Source organism: Vibrio tubiashii, from assembly GCF_028551255.1.
Classification (GTDB): domain Bacteria; phylum Pseudomonadota; class Gammaproteobacteria; order Enterobacterales; family Vibrionaceae; genus Vibrio; species Vibrio tubiashii_B.
Genome location: NZ_CP117029.1, coordinates 2,344,905 through 2,363,648, shown reverse-complemented (window position 1 = coordinate 2,363,648; position 18,744 = coordinate 2,344,905). Strand labels below are relative to the sequence as shown.

Here is an 18,744-nt window from a genome sequence, read left to right as displayed (position 1 = left end):
TAAAGAGACTTCAAATAATGGTGCGGAAGGAGAGACTTGAACTCTCACACCTTGCGGCGCCAGAACCTAAATCTGGTGCGTCTACCAATTCCGCCACTTCCGCATCAATTTTGTATTCATACCGCTAATTGGTAAAAGCCATATGAAATTGTAATGGCAGGTCTACCTGGATTCGAACCAGGGAATGGCGGCATCAAAAGCCGCTGCCTTACCGCTTGGCGATAGACCTGCAGTGCTCTAATTAAAGAGGCTTCAAATAATGGTGCGGAAGGAGAGACTTGAACTCTCACACCTTGCGGCGCCAGAACCTAAATCTGGTGCGTCTACCAATTCCGCCACTTCCGCATCAATTTTTTAGTCTTAGCTGATAATTGGAGAATCAACTAGACGTTGTAATGGCAGGTCTACCTGGATTCGAACCAGGGAATGGCGGCATCAAAAGCCGCTGCCTTACCGCTTGGCGATAGACCTGCAGTGCTCTAATTAAAGAGACTTCAAATAATGGTGCGGAAGGAGAGACTTGAACTCTCACACCTTGCGGCGCCAGAACCTAAATCTGGTGCGTCTACCAATTCCGCCACTTCCGCATCAATTTTTAGTCTTAGCTGATAATTGGAGAATCAACTAGACATTGTAATGGCAGGTCTACCTGGATTCGAACCAGGGAATGGCGGCATCAAAAGCCGCTGCCTTACCGCTTGGCGATAGACCTGCAGTGCTCTAATTAAAGAGACTTCAAATAATGGTGCGGAAGGAGAGACTTGAACTCTCACACCTTGCGGCGCCAGAACCTAAATCTGGTGCGTCTACCAATTCCGCCACTTCCGCATCAATTTTGTATTCATACCGCTAATTGGTAAAAGCCATATGAAATTGTAAATGGTGGCTACGACGGGATTCGAACCTGTGACCCCATCATTATGAGTGATGTGCTCTAACCAGCTGAGCTACGTAGCCACTCGTGAGCGAGACAATATAAACTCTCTAGCCCTTAGTGACAAGCCCTTTTTTAATTAGGCTCGACACCTTGAATAGTGGCAGGTCTACCTGGATTCGAACCAGGGAATGGCGGCATCAAAAGCCGCTGCCTTACCGCTTGGCGATAGACCTGCAGGCATAGCTTTAAAAGCTATAAAATATGGTGCGGAAGGAGAGACTTGAACTCTCACACCTTGCGGCGCCAGAACCTAAATCTGGTGCGTCTACCAATTCCGCCACTTCCGCATCAATTCCTAACGACTTTAAAAAGAAAAGTGTTTAGGAATGGTGGCTACGACGGGATTCGAACCTGTGACCCCATCATTATGAGTGATGTGCTCTAACCAGCTGAGCTACGTAGCCATACCATATTTTTGTTCTCTCCGATTCGTTGCCTTATCGTTGGGAACGGCGCGCATTATGCGAAGTTGAGGCAAAGCCGTCAATAGTTTTTTTGAATAAATCCTCAGAAATCAACCGTTCGGTTTCTTTTTAAACAAAGAGGCGTGTTAATGATCGAAAACTGATAACAAATTGACATCACTTGGAAGAGTTAATTTGTTTCTTTGTTAAAGGGCAATAAAAAAGCCAGCGTAAGTGCTGGCTTTTAAAGTCAATGACTTGGACGCAAATTAAACGTTGAAACGGAAGTGAACAACATCGCCATCTTTTACGATGTAATCTTTACCTTCTAAACGCCATTTACCTGCATCTTTCGCACCGCTTTCACCATTAAACTGGATAAAGTCATCGTAACCAACAACTTCAGCTCGAATGAAGCCTTTCTCGAAGTCAGTGTGGATCTTACCCGCTGCTTGAGGCGCTGTTGCACCTACAGGGATCGTCCATGCGCGAACTTCTTTAACGCCAGCAGTAAAGTAAGTGTGCAGAGTTAATAGCTCGTAGCCTGAACGGATCACACGGTTAAGGCCCGGTTCTTCGATGCCCATATCTGCAAGGAACTCTTCACGATCTTCATCGTCAAGCTCAGAAAGTTCTGATTCGATTGCTGCACACACTGCAACAACGACGTTGTTCTCTTTCTCTGCGTATTCACGTACAGCGTCTAGGTACGGGTTGTTCTCGAAACCATCTTCGTTAACGTTAGCGATGTACATAGTCGGCTTAAGCGTTAGGAAGTTTAGGTAACCCACTGCTGCTAGTTCTTCTTTAGATAGCTCAACGGTACGCGCCATGCCACCCTCAGTTAGAACTGGAAGTAGCTTTTCAAGAACAGTCAGTTCAAATTTCGCGTCTTTGTCGCCACCTTTAGCTTTTTTAGCATTACGCTGAATCGCGCGCTCACAAGAATCTAAGTCAGCCATTGCAAGTTCTAGGTTGATCACCTCGATGTCTTCGATTGGTGATACTTTACCTGCAACGTGAACGATGTTTTCATTTTCAAAACAGCGTACAACGTGACCGATCGCGTCAGTTTCACGGATGTTTGCTAGGAATTTGTTACCTAAACCTTCGCCACGTGAAGCACCAGCAACGAGGCCCGCGATATCAACGAATTCCATTGTGGTTGGTAGTACTTTTTGTGGGTTAACAATCTTTGCTAGTGCGTCTAAGCGCAGATCTGGCACAGGTACTACGCCTGTGTTTGGCTCGATAGTACAAAACGGGAAGTTTGCCGCTTCGATACCTGCTTTAGTGAGTGCATTAAACAGAGTTGACTTACCAACGTTTGGTAGACCAACGATGCCACATTTAAAACCCATGATAGTAACCTTATTCAGCTTTGAACGTGTGTAAACGATTTTGCGCTTTTGATAGACCATCCTTAATCAAGATGTCTAAACAACGAACAGATTCATCTGCCGCTGCATCAAGAAGCTCTTGTTCTTTCGCTGGAGCTTTGCCTAAAACAAATCCAGCGACTTTGTCTTTGTGCCCAGGATGGCCAATGCCGATCCTAAGGCGATAGAAATCTTTGCAATTACCAAGCTTACTAATGGTGTCGCGTAAGCCGTTATGTCCACCGTGGCCACCGCCTTTCTTAAACTTTGCGACACCTGGTGGTAAATCTAGCTCATCGTGCGCAACCATGATCTCTTCAGGTTTAATTTGATAAAACTTCGCTAAAGCAGCAATTGATTTACCTGAGAGGTTCATAAAAGTGGTTGGGATAAGCAAACGGAGATCCTGACCGTTAACCATAATTCGCCCTGTCATTCCAAAGTACTTGGCTTCGTTCTTTAGAGTGACGTTGTGAATACGTGCGAGTTCTTCTACTACCCATGCTCCCGCATTGTGTCGAGTTCTGGCATATTCAGGCCCAGGATTAGCAAGGCCGACAAGAAGTTTAATTTGTTGACTCAAGGTTAGGATCTCTCTTGGAATCTCAAAAAGCGCAGTATGATAGCATACAATTCTTGCCTCGGGCGAGACGAGCAATAGACGCAAATAAAAAAACACCCCAAGAAGGGGTGTTTTCAATTCGATTTAACCGCAGTGGCGATTAGTTGAACATCGCTGAGATTGACTCTTCATTGCTGATGCGACGAATTGCTTCAGCAAGCATGCGAGAAAGGCTTAGACAAGTCACTTTACCTGTCGCTTCCATTTCTTTTGGTAGCGTGATTGAGTCAGTCACGATAACTTGGTCTAGCACTGAGTTACCGATGTTTTGAGCTGCGTTGCCTGAGAATACAGCGTGAGTTGCGTAAGCGAATACACGCTTAGCACCGCGCTCTTTTAGCGCTTCAGCTGCTTTACATAGCGTACCACCTGTATCGATCATGTCATCAACGATCACACAGTCGCGACCTTCTACATCACCGATTAGGTTCATCACTTCAGAAACGTTAGCACGTGGACGGCGCTTATCAACGATAGCAATATCGATGTCACCTAGTGCTTTTGCAGTTGCACGAGCACGAACAACACCACCTAGGTCTGGAGATACCACTACTGGGTTCTCTAGACCGCGAGCTTCCATGTCTTCTAGCAGTACAGGTGTACCGAAGATGTTGTCAACTGGAACATCGAAGAAGCCTTGGATTTGCTCAGCGTGAAGGTCGATGGTTAGAACGCGGTCAACGCCAACGTTAGAAAGGAAATCTGCAACAACTTTAGCAGTGATTGGCACACGAGCAGAACGTACACGACGGTCTTGGCGAGCGTAACCAAAGTAAGGGATAACTGCTGTAATACGGCCCGCTGAAGCGCGGCGCATTGCGTCAATCATCACTACAAGTTCCATTAGGTTGTCGTTAGTTGGTGCACAAGTAGATTGGATGATGAAAACATCACTACCACGTACGTTTTCGTTGATTTGAACAGCGACTTCGCCATCAGAAAAACGAGAAACAGTAGCATCACCAAGAGAGATGTATAGACGATCAGCAATACGTTGGGCTAGTTCAGGTGTAGCGTTACCAGCAAATAGCTTCATATCAGGCACGGTGGAAACCTCAGGGTTGCGTCCAGTTTTTAAATAGATTGTGAGTGGGCTAAGCGATACTTAGCCAGTGTCTCGTATAAAGGCGAAATATTCTTGCCTTTAGCGACAAATGCGGAGACAGTGTCTGGCAGTTTCCCGAGAGTAGTTTCAGCTTCATTTTTGCTCGAAAATTCGGCAAAAACGCATGATCCCGTCCCGGTCAACCGCGACGGCGCGTATTGTAGCAGCCAAGAAAGTTGCTTATCAACCTCTTGGTACAGCATTCGAACAATTTTTTCGCAATCGTTTCCGTAATCACCCTCAAGAAGGGCTGCTAGCGTACGTTTTGGCGTATTTCGCGTTAAATCAGGGTGAGTGAAAATATCGACAGTGGCAATCGAGACATTCGGTCTGACGACTAAGTACCATTTTTCATCAGGCTGTGCAGGAGTCAGCTCTTCACCGACACCTTCCGCAAACGCCGAAAATCCACGTGTAAAGACAGGGACATCCGCCCCAAGCTTTAATCCGATCTCTGCCAGTTCATCTTCAGAGAGGTCTGTTTGCCAAAGATGATTCAGGGCGACAAGCGTCGTTGCAGCGTTTGATGACCCGCCACCAATACCGCCTCCCATTGGAAGGATCTTGTTAAGTTCAATATGAGCACCGAAAGGACAAGCTGACTTATGCTTCAGAGCGGTTGCGGCTTTCCAGATTAGATTATTTTCAAGGGCAACACCTGGTATCTGTGGGGATAGTGTAATTTCGCCCGTATTGTTCGCTGTGATTGTGAGATCGTCGCCGTGATCAAGGAACTGAAATAAGGTTTGCAGTTCGTGATAGCCATTGTCACGGCGTCCGGTGATGTAAAGAAACAGATTGAGTTTTGCTGGAGAAGGCCAGTGAGTGGTTTCCGAGATCATTGGTTTGCATTCCACTTCGAAATAATGATGTTTATAGAGATATCGCCTTGTATGAGCTTCATCTTTTTCGGTAATGGGAGAGCAATACCGTCAATGAGCACATCTTGATAACTGGCGTAATTGAGCTGCCATACTTGGGTACCCACTTGCTTGGTTAAAGAGGCAAGTGTGTTGGTTTGGTTCAATTGGTAGTCATCGGCTTGAGTTGGTCGACCTAACATCCAATCATTGAGTTGCTCTACTGGAATGTTTAGACCCGTTAGCTGCTTAATCAGTGCTTCTGGGCTTGAAGCGTAAAAGGTTTGATCATCATAAGTTTCGACGCTAGCACCATCCGGAGTGGATTTTAGGTTAAGCGCGGTTTGACCAAGAAAGGTGGTCATTCGTAAATGGGTTAATGTCGGTGAGTGAGCCCATTGGAAGTTAAGTGACTGTCTTTGCTCTGGGGCAATGTAGCCGAGTTTGCCATTGGCTCGATAATCTTGAATGGTGGCTAAGCGTTGTTGATGAGTTTGCCACTCGACATTAGTGGTACTGTCAATGGTTGCACAACCATGTAAAAACAGTGTGCCGACGAGCAAGAGAAAAATAGATCGAAAATGTTTCACCATTGCTGATTATTTATCCAGTTTTAGCCAAAGTATCTGCTCACTATATCATTGAAATCACGAACTCAAGAAAACATATCCTGATTCCCCTTTCAATAAACGGGGGCATCAAGTAAAATTCCGACCTTATTTGTCCATTGTCTGATTCAGAGAACCAACGATACATGTCTTTGCTTGCTATAGGTATCAACCATAATACGGCCTCAGTCGAACTTCGTGAAAAAGTCGCGTTTGGTCCGGAAAAGTTACCTGAAGCGTTAGACCAGCTCGGCCAAAACCAAAACGTAAATGGAAGTGTGATTGTTTCTACATGTAATCGCACCGAAATCTATTGCGATGTGAAAAGTGGTGGCAAGAGCAAAATCATTGATTGGTTAAGTCAGTTTCATCAAGTTAGTCCTGAAGATCTTAAACCCAGCCTTTATATCCATGAAGAGCAAGCTGCGATTCGTCATCTAATGCGAGTCTCGTGTGGCTTGGATTCTTTGGTACTGGGTGAGCCTCAAATCTTAGGACAGGTGAAACAAGCCTATTCTGACTCAAGAGAGAGTAAAGCAGTGGATGCGGCAATGGAGAAGCTGTTTCAAAAAGCTTTCTCGGTTGCTAAGCGAGTTCGTACTGAGACAGACATTGGTGGTAACGCTGTTTCTGTTGCTTATGCAGCATGTACTCTCGCAAAGCATATTTTTGAATCGCTAGAGAAGTCGACAGTGTTACTGGTTGGCGCAGGTGAAACCATTGAACTGGTAGCTAAGCACTTAGCGGGCAACGGTTGTAGCAAGATGATCGTTGCAAACCGTACTAAGGAGCGCGCGCTTCCTTTGGCCGAGCAGTTTGGCGCTGAAATTATTGGTTTACCTGAGATTCCTGAGCATCTCCCTCGTGCAGATATCGTGATCAGTTCAACTGCCAGCCCGCTGCCTATTATTGGTAAAGGGATGGTCGAAACGGCATTAAAAGCGCGTCGTTTCCAACCTATGCTGTTGGTCGACATTGCTGTCCCTCGTGATATTGAATCGCAAGTGGGTGAGCTAAATGACGCTTACCTTTACTCTGTTGATGACCTGCAAACTATTGTTGATAGCAACATGGAGCAGAGAAAAATCGAAGCGATTCAAGCGGAAGCGATCGTCAGTGAAGAAAGTGCGGCATTTATGTCGTGGATGCGTTCTCTACAAGCTGTAGACAGTATTCGAGAGTACCGTCAGTCAGCGAACGACATTCGAGAAGAGCTTCTCAATAAAAGTTTACAGTCTCTCGCAGCGGGTGCGGATGCAGAAAAGGTTCTGCTAGAGCTGAGTAATAAATTAACTAACAAGTTGATTCATGCGCCAACCCGCGCACTACAAAGTGCTGCCGAGAAAGGCGAGCCTGCAAGGCTGGCTACAATTAGACAAAGTTTAGGTCTTGATCATTCTTAGGTATAAGAGTGACAGACTTCATTAGACCCCTGAGTTAAAGAAAACTATGAAAGCCTCTATTTTAACTAAGCTAGAAACCCTGGTTGAGCGTTACGAAGAAGTTCAACATCTACTTGGCGATCCTGATGTGATCGGTGACCAAGATAAATTCCGCGCGTTATCAAAAGAGTACTCTCAGCTAGAGGAAGTCACTAAGTGTTTCCAAGCTTATCAGCAAGCCCAAGAAGATCTGGTCGCTGCTGAAGAGATGGCAAAAGAAGATGACGAAGAAATGCGCGAAATGGCTCAGGAAGAGATCAAAGAAGCGAAAGAGACGATTGAGCGTCTAAATGACGAACTGCAAATCTTACTGCTACCTAAAGATCCTAATGATGACCGCAACTGTTTCCTAGAAATCCGCGCGGGTGCGGGTGGTGACGAAGCGGGTATCTTCGCCGGCGACCTGTTCCGCATGTACAGCAAGTTTGCTGAAAAGAAAGGTTGGCGCGTAGAAGTGATGTCTTCAAATGAAGCAGAGCATGGCGGTTATAAAGAGATGATCGCAAAAGTCTCTGGTGATGGCGCATATGGGGTATTGAAGTTTGAGTCAGGCGGTCACCGTGTGCAACGTGTTCCAGCAACAGAATCGCAAGGCCGTGTTCATACTTCTGCATGTACTGTAGCGGTTATGGCAGAGATTCCAGAAGCGGAAATCCCAGAAATCAAAGCGGCAGACCTTAAGATCGATACTTTCCGTGCATCAGGTGCGGGCGGTCAGCACGTTAACACCACGGACTCAGCAATTCGTATTACTCACTTACCAACAGGTACGGTAGTTGAGTGTCAGGACGAACGTTCACAGCATAAGAACAAAGCAAAGGCGATGGCTGTTCTTGCGGCTCGAATTATTCAAGCAGAAGAAGCGAAGCGCGCGGCTGAAGAGTCAGATACACGTCGTAACCTTCTAGGTTCTGGTGACCGTAGTGACCGTATTCGTACCTATAACTACCCTCAAGGCCGTGTTTCAGACCACCGTATTAACTTAACCATCTATCGTCTAAACGAAGTGATGGAAGGTGAGGTAGCAAGCTTGATTGATCCGGTTATTCAGGAACACCAAGCAGATCAGTTAGCTGCGCTAGCAGAGAACAACTAAACCCATGTCGGCTGACAACAGTGTTGAAAGCACACTAAAAAAGGCCGTACAGCAACTTCAGGAGAGTGGCAGTGATTCGCCCTCTCTTGATGCCGCGGTGCTACTTTGCCACGCCTTAGATAAACCCCGTTCGTTTCTGTTGACTTGGCCTGACAAAATTCTTGAGGCTGAGCAGCTCAGTGATTTCCAAAATCTATTGCAGCGCAGATTAAGTGGCGAACCGATTGCCTACATCACGGGTGAACGAGAGTTTTGGTCATTGCCGCTAAAAGTCTCGCCGACGACACTAATCCCAAGACCAGATACAGAGCGCTTAGTCGAAGTTGCTTTGGATAAATCGTCATCAAATCAGGGAGATATTCTCGATTTAGGGACAGGGACTGGTGCGATTGCTTTGGCGTTAGCCTCAGAGCTGCCAAGCAGGAAAGTTTGGGGTATAGACCTCAAAACGGATGCCCAGCAACTCGCTCAATCTAATGCGACAGCCCTTAATTTAACCAATACCCAATTCTTAGCGGGCAGTTGGTTTGAGCCTATTCCGAGTGGCACAGAGTTTGCTCTGATTGTATCTAACCCTCCTTATATTGAGAAAGAAGATCCACATCTGACTCAAGGAGATGTGCGCTTTGAACCGTTAAGTGCTTTGGTGGCTGAAGAGAAAGGTCTCGCAGACATCAGACACATCGCAACACAAGCGAGATCCTATCTCATCAATGAGGGGTGGCTGATGTTCGAGCATGGCTTTGAACAGGGTGAGGCGGTAAGGAACTTATTATTATCACTTGGCTACGACCAAGTGGAAACCTACAAGGACTATGGTGACAACGACCGAGTAACTATCGGCCAATACCACCACTGAAGTAAGAGAGACTATCAATGTACGAAGGTTTAAAACATTTTCACCTGCTCACTATCGCCATCAGCGCTACATTATTATCGGTACGATTTGCCATGATGATGGCGAATTCACAACTGTTAGAAAAGAAGTTCTTCAAAGTATTCCCGCACATTAATGATACGTGCTTACTGTTGTCAGGTATTGGCCTGATCTTCATTACTGGTTTTATTCCATTTACCCCAGCCGCACCTTGGCTGACGGAAAAGATCACTTGTGTTTTGGCCTACATCGCACTTGGTTTCTTCGCCTTAAAACTTGGTAAGAATAAGCTGCTAAGAACCTTCTCATTCTTTGGTGCATTAGGATGGCTAGCGATGGCGGGTAAAGTTGCTGTCACTAAGACGCCGATGTTCTTTGGATAATATTTTTTGGTTAACGAGGTTATGACAACCCATATGCTTGAGTTATTTGATGAAGATTTTGATGCGATGGAGCTTGCTGAAGGCGCACTAGCATTAAATAAAGCGATCAATCCTCAAACCCAAGTCCATTGGGCAGAAGCAGAGTTAAGTCGACTGGTTCAAGAAGCTGAACTTGCTCTGGTTAATGAAGTGAACGACAAGCAGCGCTTTGAATCCCTATTGCGTCTCTTCTATTACGAGTGGGGATTCCAAGGGGATAGAGAAAGCTATTTCCATTCAGAAAATGGTTTTGTCGATAAAGTACTTGAAACTCGTAAAGGCATTCCCGTCAGCTTAGGGGCAATTTTACTCTATATTGCCCGTAAACTCGGCTTTCCTCTGGTAGGGGTGACTTTCCCAACTCAGTTTCTTGTGAAGCTTGAGTGGTATGGTGAAAAGCCGCTGTACATTAATCCGTTCAATGGGGAGTATGTGACAGAGCATACGCTCGGTGCTTGGTTAATTGGCCATAAAGGCCCGCTTGCTAAGTTAGAATCGAAGCACCTACTAGAGACGGACAACCCAACGGTTATTGGCCGATGGTTAGCCTTACTGAAAAGTGCTCTGCTGCGAGAAGAACGCTATACTTTGGCGTTAAAGTGTACCGATCTTGCGCTGACCTTCGTCCCTGATGACCCGTATGAAATTCGCGATCGTGGATTTATTTATCAGCAGCTTGATTGTCATCAAATTGCATTGAGTGATTATCAGTATTTTATCGACCAATGCCCTGATGACCCAGCGGCAGAGCTGCTCAAAAATCAAGTCAACGCCATGAGTGAAACTCAGGTAACCTTACATTAAGCCCATCTCTTAGGAGCTGGCATGACATCGAAATAGAGAGAAGAACATGGAACAGAAAATTGTTCACGTTGGTGATATTCCAGTAGCGAACGACAAGCCATTCACGCTGTTTGCAGGTATGAACGTTCTAGAGTCGCGTGATCTTGCAATGCAGATTTGTGAGCACTACGTAAAAGTCACAGAAAAGCTAGGTATTCCTTACGTATTCAAAGCGTCATTTGATAAAGCAAACCGTAGTTCTGTGCACTCTTATCGTGGCCCTGGCTTAGAGGAAGGGATGAAAATCTTCCAAGAGCTGAAAGACACCTTTGGCGTTAAGATCATCACTGATGTTCATACTGAAGAACAAGCGCAGCCTGTGGCTGACGTGGTAGACGTTATTCAGCTCCCTGCGTTCTTAGCTCGTCAAACTGATCTTGTTGAAGCAATGGCAAAAACAGGTGCAGTGATTAACGTTAAGAAGCCTCAGTTTATGAGCCCAGGTCAGGTTGGTAACATCGTCGACAAGTTCAGCGAATGTGGTAACGAGAACATCATTCTATGTGAGCGTGGCTCTTGTCATGGTTACGATAACCTAGTTGTTGATATGCTTGGCTTTGGTGTCATGAAGAAAGCGTCTAACGGTAGCCCAATTATCTTTGACGTAACACACTCACTTCAGATGCGTGACCCTTCAGGTGCTGCTTCAGGTGGCCGCCGTGAGCAAACGGTTGAGCTGGCAAAAGCAGGCTTAGCGACAGGCATTGCAGGTCTGTTTATCGAGGCGCACCCGAACCCAGATCAAGCACGTTGTGATGGCCCATCTGCTTTACCGCTCGATAGACTAGAGCCGTTCCTAACGCAAATGAAAGCACTTGATGATCTGATTAAAGGTTTTGACCATATCGATATTAAGTAGTGCTCAATATTGAATTTAAACAAGCCAGCTAATTTGCTGGCTTTTTTACTCGATTTTTCATCAATTAATAAATCTTACTTAACTAACGACAATCCAAATATAACCAGACAAATTTGATTGTTATAACATAACAATTATCTGCACAATTAGATCTTGGTCATTCAATAAAAAATCACATCTTGTTGCCATTCCCATATTAAATTTCCGGTATTTGTTTTGTTATAACATAACGAAAACTGGTCGCGTTCGGTTGTTAATATTCGCGAAGTTCGCCTTTTATGTTGATTAAATAACCTAAGTCACAATAGCGTCTAAAACGTTGTTTATCTCAGACAAACGTTTGCTTGTGATCTTATATTTGCGCCTGTGTAATTCTGAGCATTTATTACATGATTAATAGTTATTAAGAGTGATCTAGTCATCATAAATATGAAATTCAAGTGTCACTTTCGTCACCTTAATTTAAACTAGTTCAAGTTTTACTGCTCTCTCAGCCTGTTATTTTCCAAGTCTGTCTATTCACAGAGAGCAGTATAAAAAAGCAGTGGAAACCCCTAAAAGTTCAAAAGGTATGACAATGAAGCAAGGCCTGATCGTAAAAAGCGCTATTAGCGCAGCTATCCTGGCAACTCTAGCTGGTTGTGCAACGGCACCACAACACGAGTGGGAAGCAGACAAAACTTATAAGTTGACTGTTCTACATACTAACGACCACCACGGTCGCTTCTGGCAGAACAAATACGGCGAGTACGGCATGGCTGCTCGTAAAACACTGATTGATGAGCTTCGCGCAGAGATTGCTGCAGAAGGTGGTAGCTCGCTACTGCTATCTGGTGGTGACATCAACACTGGTGTTCCAGAGTCAGATCTACAAGATGCTGAACCAGATTTCAAAGGCATGAGCAAAATTGGTTACGATGCTATGGCACTTGGTAACCACGAGTTTGATAACCCTCTTGAAGTTCTGATGAAACAGAAAGAGTGGGCGAATTTCCCAATGCTTTCTGCAAACATCTACGACAAAGAGACTGGCGAGCGTATGTTCCAGGCTTACGAGATGTTTGACCTACAGGGTATTAAAGTTGCTGTTATCGGTCTAACGACAGAAGATACGCAGAAAATCGGTAACCCAGAATTTATCGGTGGCATCGATTTCCGTGACCCTAAAGAAGAAGCGAAGCAGCTAATCGCTGAGCTTGAGAAAACTGAAAAACCAGATCTTATCTTCGCGGTTACTCACATGGGTCACTACGAAGATGGTAAGCGTGGCGTAAACGCACCTGGTGATGTAGCACTAGCTCGTTACCTAGATGAAGGTTCTCTAGATATGATCGTTGGTGGTCACTCGCAAGAACCTGTATGTATGGAAGCGCCAAACGTTGTTAAGAAAAACTTCAAGCCTTCTGATGAGTGTAAGCCAGACCTACAAAACGGCACCTACATTGTTCAGGCGCACGAGTGGGGTAAATATGTAGGCCGTGCTGATTACGAATTCCGTAACGGCGAGCTACAAATGGTGAGCTACGACCTAATCCCAGTTAACCTGAAGAAGAAGGTTAAAATTGACGGTAAGAAGCAGCGTGTTCTTATCGAAGATGAGATCGCAGAAGATACAGAACTGCTAGAGTTCTTACGCCCTTACCAAGAAAAAGGTAAAGCGCAGCTAGACGTTAAGATTGCTGAAACTAACGGCAAGCTGGAAGGTGACCGTAACGTAGTTCGTTTCCAACAGACTAACCTAGGTCGTCTAATCGCAACGGCTCATATGGAGCGCGCGAAAGCTGACTTTGCTGTAATGAACTCTGGTGGTGTGCGTGATTCTATCGCTGCGGGTGAAGTGACATACAAAGACGTACTGACGGTACAACCATTTGGCAATATCCTGACTTACACAGACATGTCTGGTCAAGAAGTGATGGATTACCTAAACGTTGTTGCAACTAAGCCGGTAGACTCTGGTGCATACGCTCAGTTCGCAGGTATCTCGATGACAGTTGCTGATGGTAAAGTTTCAAACGTGTTCATCGGTGGCAAACAACTTCGCCTAGACGAAACTTACCGCTTTACAGTGCCTAGCTTCAACGCATCAGGCGGTGACGGCTACCCTAAACTAATGGGTCACCCAGGCTTTGTTAACACTGGTTTCGTTGATGCAGAAGTACTAAAAGAGTACTTAGAGTCAAACAGCCCAATCGACGTGAACAAATACGCACCATCAGGTGAGATTGTTTACAAGTAAGTTGACACCAACTTATAACGGTCTTTAAGCTAAAGCGCTGCTCATTTGGGCAGCGCTTTTTGTTTGTCTACAGTTGGAGGGAGTATGACTCCTGCAATAAATCTCGCTAAGAAGAAAAAAATTGCTCACACCATTCACCAATACCATCATGACCCTAGAGCTGTAAGCTATGGTTTAGAGGCGGTAGAGGCTCTTGGTCAAAATCCTGAACAGGTGTTTAAAACCTTGCTATTTTGCCTAAATGGAGAGGCGAAAAACCTCGCGGTTGCAGTGATCCCAGTTGACCAGAAGCTTAACTTAAAGCAGGCAGCCAAAGCGGCAAAAGGCAAAAAAGCAGAGATGGCTAATCCGGACATTGCGCAGAAAACCACAGGGTATGTCGTGGGAGGCATCAGCCCACTTGGACAAAAAAAGGCTCTACCAACGTTTATCCATCAAAGTGCCGTTGGACAAGAAACGATCTGTGTCAGCGCGGGTAAACGAGGTTTAGAAATTGAGTTATCACCGCAAGATTTAGCAAGCCTAACCCGCGGTCAGTTTGCCGAGTTGTGTGGGTAGGGAGTTAGGGAACGGACTTCGTCCTTCGGGATTTTGGAACGGGCTGCGCCCTATGGAACACTTCGTTTCGGGAAAACGGGATCGGGCTGTGCCCTGCTAAAAGTTTTATAGAGTGTTGACAGGACTTGTCCTTTGGAAGACACAGTTTTCTAGTTTTCTAGTTCTCCAAAAAAGGGTTGACGCAAAACGCCAACCCTCCAAAACTGTTCGATTCTCGATTCTCGATTCTCGATTCTCGATTCTCGATTCTCGATTCTCGATTCTCGATTCTCGATTCTCGATTCTCGATTCTCGATTCTCGATTCTACTTCGTTTCTTCTTCCATCTGAGCATTATCCACGACGTGGTTCTCGCCCAAATCTCTTGGTAGAACAAGGTTAAGTAGAATCGCCACGATACCACACAGGCTGACACCTTGTAGGCTGAATTCACCGATACCGAAAGCCATACCACCGATACCAAACACTAAGGTAATAGCAACGATGACTAGGTTGCGAGACTTGTGAAGGTCAACATTGTTTTTAATCAGTGTGTTTAAACCCACCGTCGCAATCGAGCCAAACAATAGGATCATGATGCCGCCCATAACAGGCATAGGGATGGTTTGTAGCACAGCGCCGAGTTTCCCAACTAAAGCGAGAACAATGGCACTTACCGCTGCCCATGTCATGATGACTGGGTTAAATGCTTTAGTCAGCATGACCGCGCCTGTTACCTCAGAGTAGGTGGTATTTGGTGGTGCACCAACCATTGACGCTGCGATGGTCGCCACCCCGTCACCGGTAATTGTGCGGTGCAAACCTGGTTTCTTAATGTAGTTTTTGCCCGTCACGTTCGAAATTGCTAGCATATCGCCGACGTGTTCTACAGCCGGAGCAATCGCGACCGGGATCATAAATAGGATCGCGTTGATGTTAAATTCAGGCGTTGTAAAGTTTGGTAGAGCGAACCAAGCCGCTTCTTGTACTGGTGTGAAATCGACAATGCCGTAACCAAGGCTCAAAGCGTAGCCGACAACAATACCGCCTAGAATAGGGGTTAGTTTTAGGAAACCTTTCGCGAACACACTTAAAACGATAGTGGTAAGCAGAGAAGCAACTGAAATAACCAGTGAAGCATCTGCGTCGATCACTTGAGAGCCGTCTACTTTACCTAGCGCCATGTTGACAGCGACTGGAGCTAGACCCAAACCGATAACCATGATTACCGGGCCGACCACAACCGGTGGAAGCAGTTTGTGAATGATTTCAACGCCACGTACTTTGATCAGCGCACCCATCGCAACGTAAACACAACCCGCTGCCATTAGGCCGCCCATGGTTGCTGGGACTCCCCAAGTTTGCACACCGTAAAGGATAGGAGCGATAAAAGCGAATGAAGAAGCAAGGAAGATAGGAACAGAGCGGCGGGTAACAAGTTGAAATAGAAGGGTTCCGACACCTGCACCAAATAGAGCAACACTAGGATCTAATCCTGTCAGCAATGGAACTAATACAAGAGCCCCAAATGCGACAAACAACATCTGCGCACCTTGAATGGCGTTTTTCATGGGTTATTCCTTTAAGTGGCAAAGCTAAAAGCAGTATGAAACTGCTCAACAAAAATAAAATTCGCGGGATTTTATCATTATGCCAAACGTTTGCAATCTGAACTGGATCAAATAATTCACTATTTATCTATTCGTCAATGTGATGGCTTTGTGAAGGGAAATTTAGAATCAAGCTAAGTTTCTAGACCTTTAGTTGCTCCGGTCTCGATAGTTGCTTATCATCAACGTTTAACGTGTAAGAAACTGATCTTAGGAAGTGTATGCGTCATCTAGCTTTGTTCATTTTGGGTCTGGTCGCTCTACCTGCATTGGCTTTAACCAATGTCGACCTATACCAAACGGAAGTTGTATTAGACCAAGCGGCTGACAATGCCGATGCTAAAGCGCGAGCTGAAGGCATGAAAGAAGTGATAGTGCGTGCTTCAGGTGACCGTAATGCGGTGTCTAATGAAGTGGTGCAAAAGGCGCTTAAACAGAGTTCTCAATACGTGGCTCAACTTAGCTACGGTCAAGTTAATGAGCAGCAATCATTACGCATGGTGTTTAGTGCGCCTCATATACGTTCACTATTGAGTCAAGCTCAGTTGCCGATTTGGCCTGCCGCTCGTGCGAATCTATTGGTTTGGTTAGTCGAAGAAGGGCAAGCGGATCGCAACATCATTTGGGAGCACTCACCATCATTGGTGTTAGACCAAATGAAGCAGCAAGCACTAAAACGCGGCCTGCCACTCACCGTACCTGTCGGTGATTTCGATGATATCACAGGTGTTGCTGTCTCTGATTTATGGGGTGGTTTCATTCAACCTGTAGGCCAAGCGAGTCAGCGTTATCCAGTTGATGGTGTGCTGGTGGTGAAAGCGCAAGGCAATAGCTTAAGATGGACCTTATATGATCAGCGTCCTGCTTCAATTGGTGTTACTCGTCAGGCTCCTTTAGCAGGGTCTAACAATGGTATCGATGCTGCGGATAAAATGATCAACCAGATCAGTGATTACTATGCCAAGAAGAGCGCAGTTGTTGTTGCAAGTGAGTCTTCTGAAGCGGTAAAAGTTCGCTTTACTGAGCTTAATGATGCAGTGAGCTTTTTTACTTTAGAGAACCAACTGAAGAAGCTAAGTTCAGTGGCATCGATTGATATCCTTAAAATTCAAGGTAATCAAGTGACATTCAACGTGCACCTACTGTCTACTCAACAAGAGTTTGAACAAGAAGTGCGCCGTATGCGCGATGTGACTCAGCTAGAAAGTGTCACTGATGAGCCGCAAGTTATCGCTCCTGAAGTGATTGAACCTTCTATTGAGACATTACCTGTCGAGGTTGATAACCTAGCTCAAGGCAACGAGGTAGAACCTTTTGAGCCAGTACAGGCTATTGAAGCTGCGCCGGAAGTGATTCCAGCGGAGATGATTTTACTGTTTGAGTGGCAAGGTAAGCCGTATGTTGCTCCGGCTGCTGAAGAGGTTCAAACAGACGCCTCAACGGACAGCGAGATAACTGAGCTAGAAGTTACCAGTGAGCAGTAATAAATAGAGAAAGGGTCTGGAATTCCAGACCCTTTTTTACATCAACCAGAAGAATTATCTATTTAATTCGATAGGTACTATTCCGACTCGAAGCGTGCTTTTTCTTCTTTTTCGACTTTGGACAATCTTTTCAATTTCATACCTAGCTCTTTACCTCTCTCTCTGGCGTAAAGAATATTGCCGAAGAAAGCGAGTGTAGTAAGCACAAGCTCAACAACCGCTAGCCAACGTTCACCATCATCGACGTACAAAATCGTAAAGCCATGCAGGAAGTAGAGCATTAAAACAAAGTTTGCCCATGCGTGAGTGTATGGCTTTCCGGCTAAAATGCCTGGTAATGGAAGCAGAAGCGGCACCGCCCAAGCAATCGCTAGCGTAGTACTACTGATATGTGGGTGTGGAGAAAGCGATAGCTGCCAAATCATGATCCAAGCGAGTAGAGCAAGATTACCAAACAGAGCCAATAGGCGATAAAGCTTAGTTGTTGATTGCATCTCTTGCATGATTATTGATCCTTCAATTTTAAAGCAGTTTGAGCTAAGCGCTTGCCGAGTTGTTGCGATAGTTCAATTTCATCTTCGCTGAGTGTCGAACCAGAAGAACTTACCGACGTTGCTCCGTAGGGAGTTCCCCCACTTTGCGTGGTATGAAGCTTAGGCTGCGAGTATGGGATACCCATAATCATCATGCCGTGGTGCAACAAGGGAAGCATCATGCTTTGCAGCGTGGTCTCTTGGCCGCCATGCAGGCTAGATGAGGAGGTAAACACACACGCAGGCTTGTCGATCAGGTCTCCAGATATCCAAGCAGAGGTGGTCTTGTCCCAGAAATGCTTAAGCGGAGCCGCCATATTGCCAAACCAAACAGGGCTACCCATCGCTAGGCCGTGGCAGTGCTTTAATTCATTGAGCGTGATGATAGGGTCATCCGCGGTGCTTTGGCCTTCAATTTCATCAACCGTGCGCAAAACCGCTTCACACTGAGGGATGGACTCCACCCCTCGCGCTATCTGCCGAGCAATAGCTTGTGTCGAACCATGTCGACTGTAATACAAGACGACGATTTGGCAACTCATAGAATGTCTAGTACTTGCTCCGGTGGTCGACCATGCTTCGCCTTACCATTCGCGACAACAATTGGGCGCTCAATCAGTTTTGGGTTTTCAACCATAGCTTTAAACAAGGTCTCATCATCGGCAGACTTGAGTTCCAGTTCTTTGTAGATATCTTCTTTGGTGCGCATCATATCGCGTACTTGTGAAACACCCAGTTGAACCATCAGTGTTTTCAGCTCATCGATACTCGGTGGCGTATCTAGGTATTTAACGATTTCTGGTTGAATGTTCTTTTCTTCTAACAGAGCCAGTGTTTGACGGCTTTTAGAGCATCGAGGGTTGTGATAAATCACGACTGACATAGAGT

At 45.6% G+C, this 18,744-nt stretch carries 18 protein-coding genes and 11 tRNA genes; 9 read left to right on the top strand and 20 right to left on the bottom strand.

Annotated features, from left to right (window positions below; all coding sequences use genetic code 11):
• Nucleotides 1-18 precede the first annotated feature (18 nt).
• From LYZ37_RS10780 to lolB, 16 genes are all read right to left on the bottom strand, one after another.
• A tRNA-Leu gene (locus tag LYZ37_RS10780) sits at nucleotides 19-103 on the bottom strand.
• Between the two features lie 51 nt (nucleotides 104-154).
• Nucleotides 155-229: transfer RNA gene (locus LYZ37_RS10775), tRNA-Gln, on the bottom strand.
• 31 nt (nucleotides 230-260) lie between these two features.
• Nucleotides 261-345 (bottom strand) — tRNA-Leu (locus tag LYZ37_RS10770).
• Nucleotides 346-396: 51 nt separating this feature from the next.
• Nucleotides 397-471: transfer RNA gene (locus LYZ37_RS10765), tRNA-Gln, on the bottom strand.
• Nucleotides 472-502: 31 nt separating this feature from the next.
• Nucleotides 503-587, bottom strand: a tRNA-Leu gene (locus LYZ37_RS10760).
• Between the two features lie 50 nt (nucleotides 588-637).
• Nucleotides 638-712: transfer RNA gene (locus LYZ37_RS10755), tRNA-Gln, on the bottom strand.
• Nucleotides 713-743: 31 nt separating this feature from the next.
• Nucleotides 744-828, bottom strand: a tRNA-Leu gene (locus LYZ37_RS10750).
• Between the two features lie 52 nt (nucleotides 829-880).
• Nucleotides 881-957 (bottom strand) — tRNA-Met (locus LYZ37_RS10745).
• Between the two features lie 78 nt (nucleotides 958-1,035).
• Nucleotides 1,036-1,110 (bottom strand) — tRNA-Gln (locus LYZ37_RS10740).
• 29 nt (nucleotides 1,111-1,139) lie between these two features.
• A tRNA-Leu gene (locus LYZ37_RS10735) sits at nucleotides 1,140-1,224 on the bottom strand.
• Nucleotides 1,225-1,264: 40 nt separating this feature from the next.
• A tRNA-Met gene (locus LYZ37_RS10730) sits at nucleotides 1,265-1,341 on the bottom strand.
• Nucleotides 1,342-1,610: 269 nt separating this feature from the next.
• On the bottom strand, nucleotides 1,611-2,702 hold the full coding sequence (gene ychF, locus LYZ37_RS10725; protein ID WP_004747089.1) for a redox-regulated ATPase YchF: 1,092 nt from the start codon (nucleotides 2,700-2,702) through the stop codon (nucleotides 1,611-1,613).
• Between the two features lie 10 nt (nucleotides 2,703-2,712).
• The gene (pth, locus tag LYZ37_RS10720) at nucleotides 2,713-3,303 is read right to left on the bottom strand and encodes an aminoacyl-tRNA hydrolase (protein ID WP_004747087.1); all 591 of its coding nucleotides are present in this window, start codon (nucleotides 3,301-3,303) and stop codon (nucleotides 2,713-2,715) included.
• Nucleotides 3,304-3,442: 139 nt separating this feature from the next.
• Complete coding sequence (locus LYZ37_RS10715; RefSeq protein WP_004747085.1) at nucleotides 3,443-4,387, bottom strand: ribose-phosphate pyrophosphokinase; 945 nt, start codon at nucleotides 4,385-4,387, stop codon at nucleotides 3,443-3,445.
• A 29-nt stretch (nucleotides 4,388-4,416) separates the two neighbouring features.
• Nucleotides 4,417-5,289, bottom strand: coding sequence for a 4-(cytidine 5'-diphospho)-2-C-methyl-D-erythritol kinase (gene ispE / locus LYZ37_RS10710; RefSeq protein ID WP_272785488.1), 873 nt, complete (start codon nucleotides 5,287-5,289; stop codon nucleotides 4,417-4,419).
• Entirely contained in the window at nucleotides 5,286-5,900 is a 615-nt protein-coding gene (lolB, locus tag LYZ37_RS10705; protein ID WP_272785487.1) for a lipoprotein insertase outer membrane protein LolB, read from the bottom strand. Before lolB ends, ispE begins: the two co-directional genes overlap by 4 nt.
• A 161-nt stretch (nucleotides 5,901-6,061) precedes the next feature.
• On the opposite strand from lolB, the gene hemA reads away from it, so the two are divergent.
• The 8 genes from hemA (at nucleotide 6,062) to ybaK (ending at nucleotide 14,251) form a co-directional block, all read left to right on the top strand.
• Complete coding sequence (gene hemA, locus LYZ37_RS10700; RefSeq protein ID WP_004747080.1) at nucleotides 6,062-7,318, top strand: glutamyl-tRNA reductase; 1,257 nt, start codon at nucleotides 6,062-6,064, stop codon at nucleotides 7,316-7,318.
• 46 nt (nucleotides 7,319-7,364) lie between these two features.
• Nucleotides 7,365-8,453, top strand: a complete 1,089-nt coding sequence (gene prfA / locus LYZ37_RS10695; RefSeq protein ID WP_004747078.1) for a peptide chain release factor 1 — start codon at nucleotides 7,365-7,367, stop codon at nucleotides 8,451-8,453.
• Nucleotides 8,454-8,457: 4 nt separating this feature from the next.
• Nucleotides 8,458-9,312: a peptide chain release factor N(5)-glutamine methyltransferase gene (gene prmC / locus LYZ37_RS10690; RefSeq protein WP_272785486.1), complete on the top strand. Its 855-nt coding sequence runs from the start codon at nucleotides 8,458-8,460 to the stop codon at nucleotides 9,310-9,312.
• Between the two features lie 17 nt (nucleotides 9,313-9,329).
• Nucleotides 9,330-9,713 (top strand): SirB2 family protein, encoded by a 384-nt coding sequence (locus tag LYZ37_RS10685; RefSeq protein ID WP_004747076.1) that lies wholly within the window; start codon nucleotides 9,330-9,332, stop codon nucleotides 9,711-9,713.
• A 33-nt stretch (nucleotides 9,714-9,746) separates the two neighbouring features.
• Complete coding sequence (locus LYZ37_RS10680) at nucleotides 9,747-10,556, top strand: SirB1 family protein (protein WP_272785485.1); 810 nt, start codon at nucleotides 9,747-9,749, stop codon at nucleotides 10,554-10,556.
• 46 nt (nucleotides 10,557-10,602) lie between these two features.
• The gene (gene kdsA, locus LYZ37_RS10675; RefSeq protein ID WP_272785484.1) at nucleotides 10,603-11,454 is read left to right on the top strand and encodes a 3-deoxy-8-phosphooctulonate synthase; all 852 of its coding nucleotides are present in this window, start codon (nucleotides 10,603-10,605) and stop codon (nucleotides 11,452-11,454) included.
• Nucleotides 11,455-12,031: 577 nt separating this feature from the next.
• Nucleotides 12,032-13,693 carry a bifunctional UDP-sugar hydrolase/5'-nucleotidase UshA gene (gene ushA, locus LYZ37_RS10670; protein ID WP_004747071.1) on the top strand — a complete coding sequence of 554 codons (1,662 nt, stop codon included), beginning with the start codon at nucleotides 12,032-12,034 and terminating at the stop codon, nucleotides 13,691-13,693.
• 84 nt (nucleotides 13,694-13,777) lie between these two features.
• Nucleotides 13,778-14,251 (top strand): Cys-tRNA(Pro) deacylase, encoded by a 474-nt coding sequence (gene ybaK / locus LYZ37_RS10665; RefSeq protein ID WP_272785483.1) that lies wholly within the window; start codon nucleotides 13,778-13,780, stop codon nucleotides 14,249-14,251.
• Nucleotides 14,252-14,555: 304 nt separating this feature from the next.
• Here ybaK and LYZ37_RS10660 read toward each other — a convergent pair whose 3' ends face one another.
• Nucleotides 14,556-15,800 (bottom strand): uracil-xanthine permease family protein, encoded by a 1,245-nt coding sequence (locus LYZ37_RS10660; RefSeq protein ID WP_272785482.1) that lies wholly within the window; start codon nucleotides 15,798-15,800, stop codon nucleotides 14,556-14,558.
• A gap of 260 nt (nucleotides 15,801-16,060) precedes the next feature.
• Between LYZ37_RS10660 and LYZ37_RS10655 the strand changes: the two genes are divergently transcribed.
• Complete coding sequence (locus LYZ37_RS10655) at nucleotides 16,061-17,323, top strand: DUF2066 domain-containing protein (protein ID WP_272785481.1); 1,263 nt, start codon at nucleotides 16,061-16,063, stop codon at nucleotides 17,321-17,323.
• 77 nt (nucleotides 17,324-17,400) lie between these two features.
• Here LYZ37_RS10655 and LYZ37_RS10650 read toward each other — a convergent pair whose 3' ends face one another.
• From LYZ37_RS10650 to arsC, 3 genes are read right to left on the bottom strand one after another with little or no spacing between them, the layout of a single operon-like run.
• Nucleotides 17,401-17,826: a DUF2069 domain-containing protein gene (locus LYZ37_RS10650; RefSeq protein ID WP_069666930.1), complete on the bottom strand. Its 426-nt coding sequence runs from the start codon at nucleotides 17,824-17,826 to the stop codon at nucleotides 17,401-17,403.
• Nucleotides 17,827-17,828: 2 nt separating this feature from the next.
• Nucleotides 17,829-18,398: an NAD(P)H:quinone oxidoreductase gene (gene wrbA, locus LYZ37_RS10645; RefSeq protein ID WP_272785480.1), complete on the bottom strand. Its 570-nt coding sequence runs from the start codon at nucleotides 18,396-18,398 to the stop codon at nucleotides 17,829-17,831.
• On the bottom strand, nucleotides 18,395-18,739 hold the full coding sequence (arsC, locus tag LYZ37_RS10640) for an arsenate reductase (glutaredoxin) (RefSeq protein ID WP_272785479.1): 345 nt from the start codon (nucleotides 18,737-18,739) through the stop codon (nucleotides 18,395-18,397). The genes wrbA and arsC overlap by 4 nt, the downstream gene beginning before the upstream one ends.
• Nucleotides 18,740-18,744: the final 5 nt, after the last annotated feature.

Bases quoted from the DNA above. Each gene is read 5' to 3' on its own strand.
- ychF (WP_004747089.1), bottom strand. From the start codon at position 2,702: ATGGGTTTTAAATGTGGCATCGTTGGTCTACCAAACGTTGGTAAGTCA.
- ispE (WP_272785488.1), bottom strand. From the start codon at position 5,289: ATGATCTCGGAAACCACTCACTGGCCTTCTCCAGCAAAACTCAATCTG.
- lolB (WP_272785487.1), bottom strand. From the start codon at position 5,900: ATGGTGAAACATTTTCGATCTATTTTTCTCTTGCTCGTCGGCACACTG.
- hemA (WP_004747080.1), top strand. From the start codon at position 6,062: ATGTCTTTGCTTGCTATAGGTATCAACCATAATACGGCCTCAGTCGAA.
- prfA (WP_004747078.1), top strand. From the start codon at position 7,365: ATGAAAGCCTCTATTTTAACTAAGCTAGAAACCCTGGTTGAGCGTTAC.
- prmC (WP_272785486.1), top strand. From the start codon at position 8,458: ATGTCGGCTGACAACAGTGTTGAAAGCACACTAAAAAAGGCCGTACAG.
- LYZ37_RS10685 (WP_004747076.1), top strand. From the start codon at position 9,330: ATGTACGAAGGTTTAAAACATTTTCACCTGCTCACTATCGCCATCAGC.
- LYZ37_RS10680 (WP_272785485.1), top strand. From the start codon at position 9,747: ATGCTTGAGTTATTTGATGAAGATTTTGATGCGATGGAGCTTGCTGAA.
- kdsA (WP_272785484.1), top strand. From the start codon at position 10,603: ATGGAACAGAAAATTGTTCACGTTGGTGATATTCCAGTAGCGAACGAC.
- ushA (WP_004747071.1), top strand. From the start codon at position 12,032: ATGAAGCAAGGCCTGATCGTAAAAAGCGCTATTAGCGCAGCTATCCTG.
- ybaK (WP_272785483.1), top strand. From the start codon at position 13,778: ATGACTCCTGCAATAAATCTCGCTAAGAAGAAAAAAATTGCTCACACC.
- LYZ37_RS10660 (WP_272785482.1), bottom strand. From the start codon at position 15,800: ATGAAAAACGCCATTCAAGGTGCGCAGATGTTGTTTGTCGCATTTGGG.
- LYZ37_RS10655 (WP_272785481.1), top strand. From the start codon at position 16,061: ATGCGTCATCTAGCTTTGTTCATTTTGGGTCTGGTCGCTCTACCTGCA.
- LYZ37_RS10650 (WP_069666930.1), bottom strand. From the start codon at position 17,826: ATGCAAGAGATGCAATCAACAACTAAGCTTTATCGCCTATTGGCTCTG.
- wrbA (WP_272785480.1), bottom strand. From the start codon at position 18,398: ATGAGTTGCCAAATCGTCGTCTTGTATTACAGTCGACATGGTTCGACA.
- arsC (WP_272785479.1), bottom strand. From the start codon at position 18,739: ATGTCAGTCGTGATTTATCACAACCCTCGATGCTCTAAAAGCCGTCAA.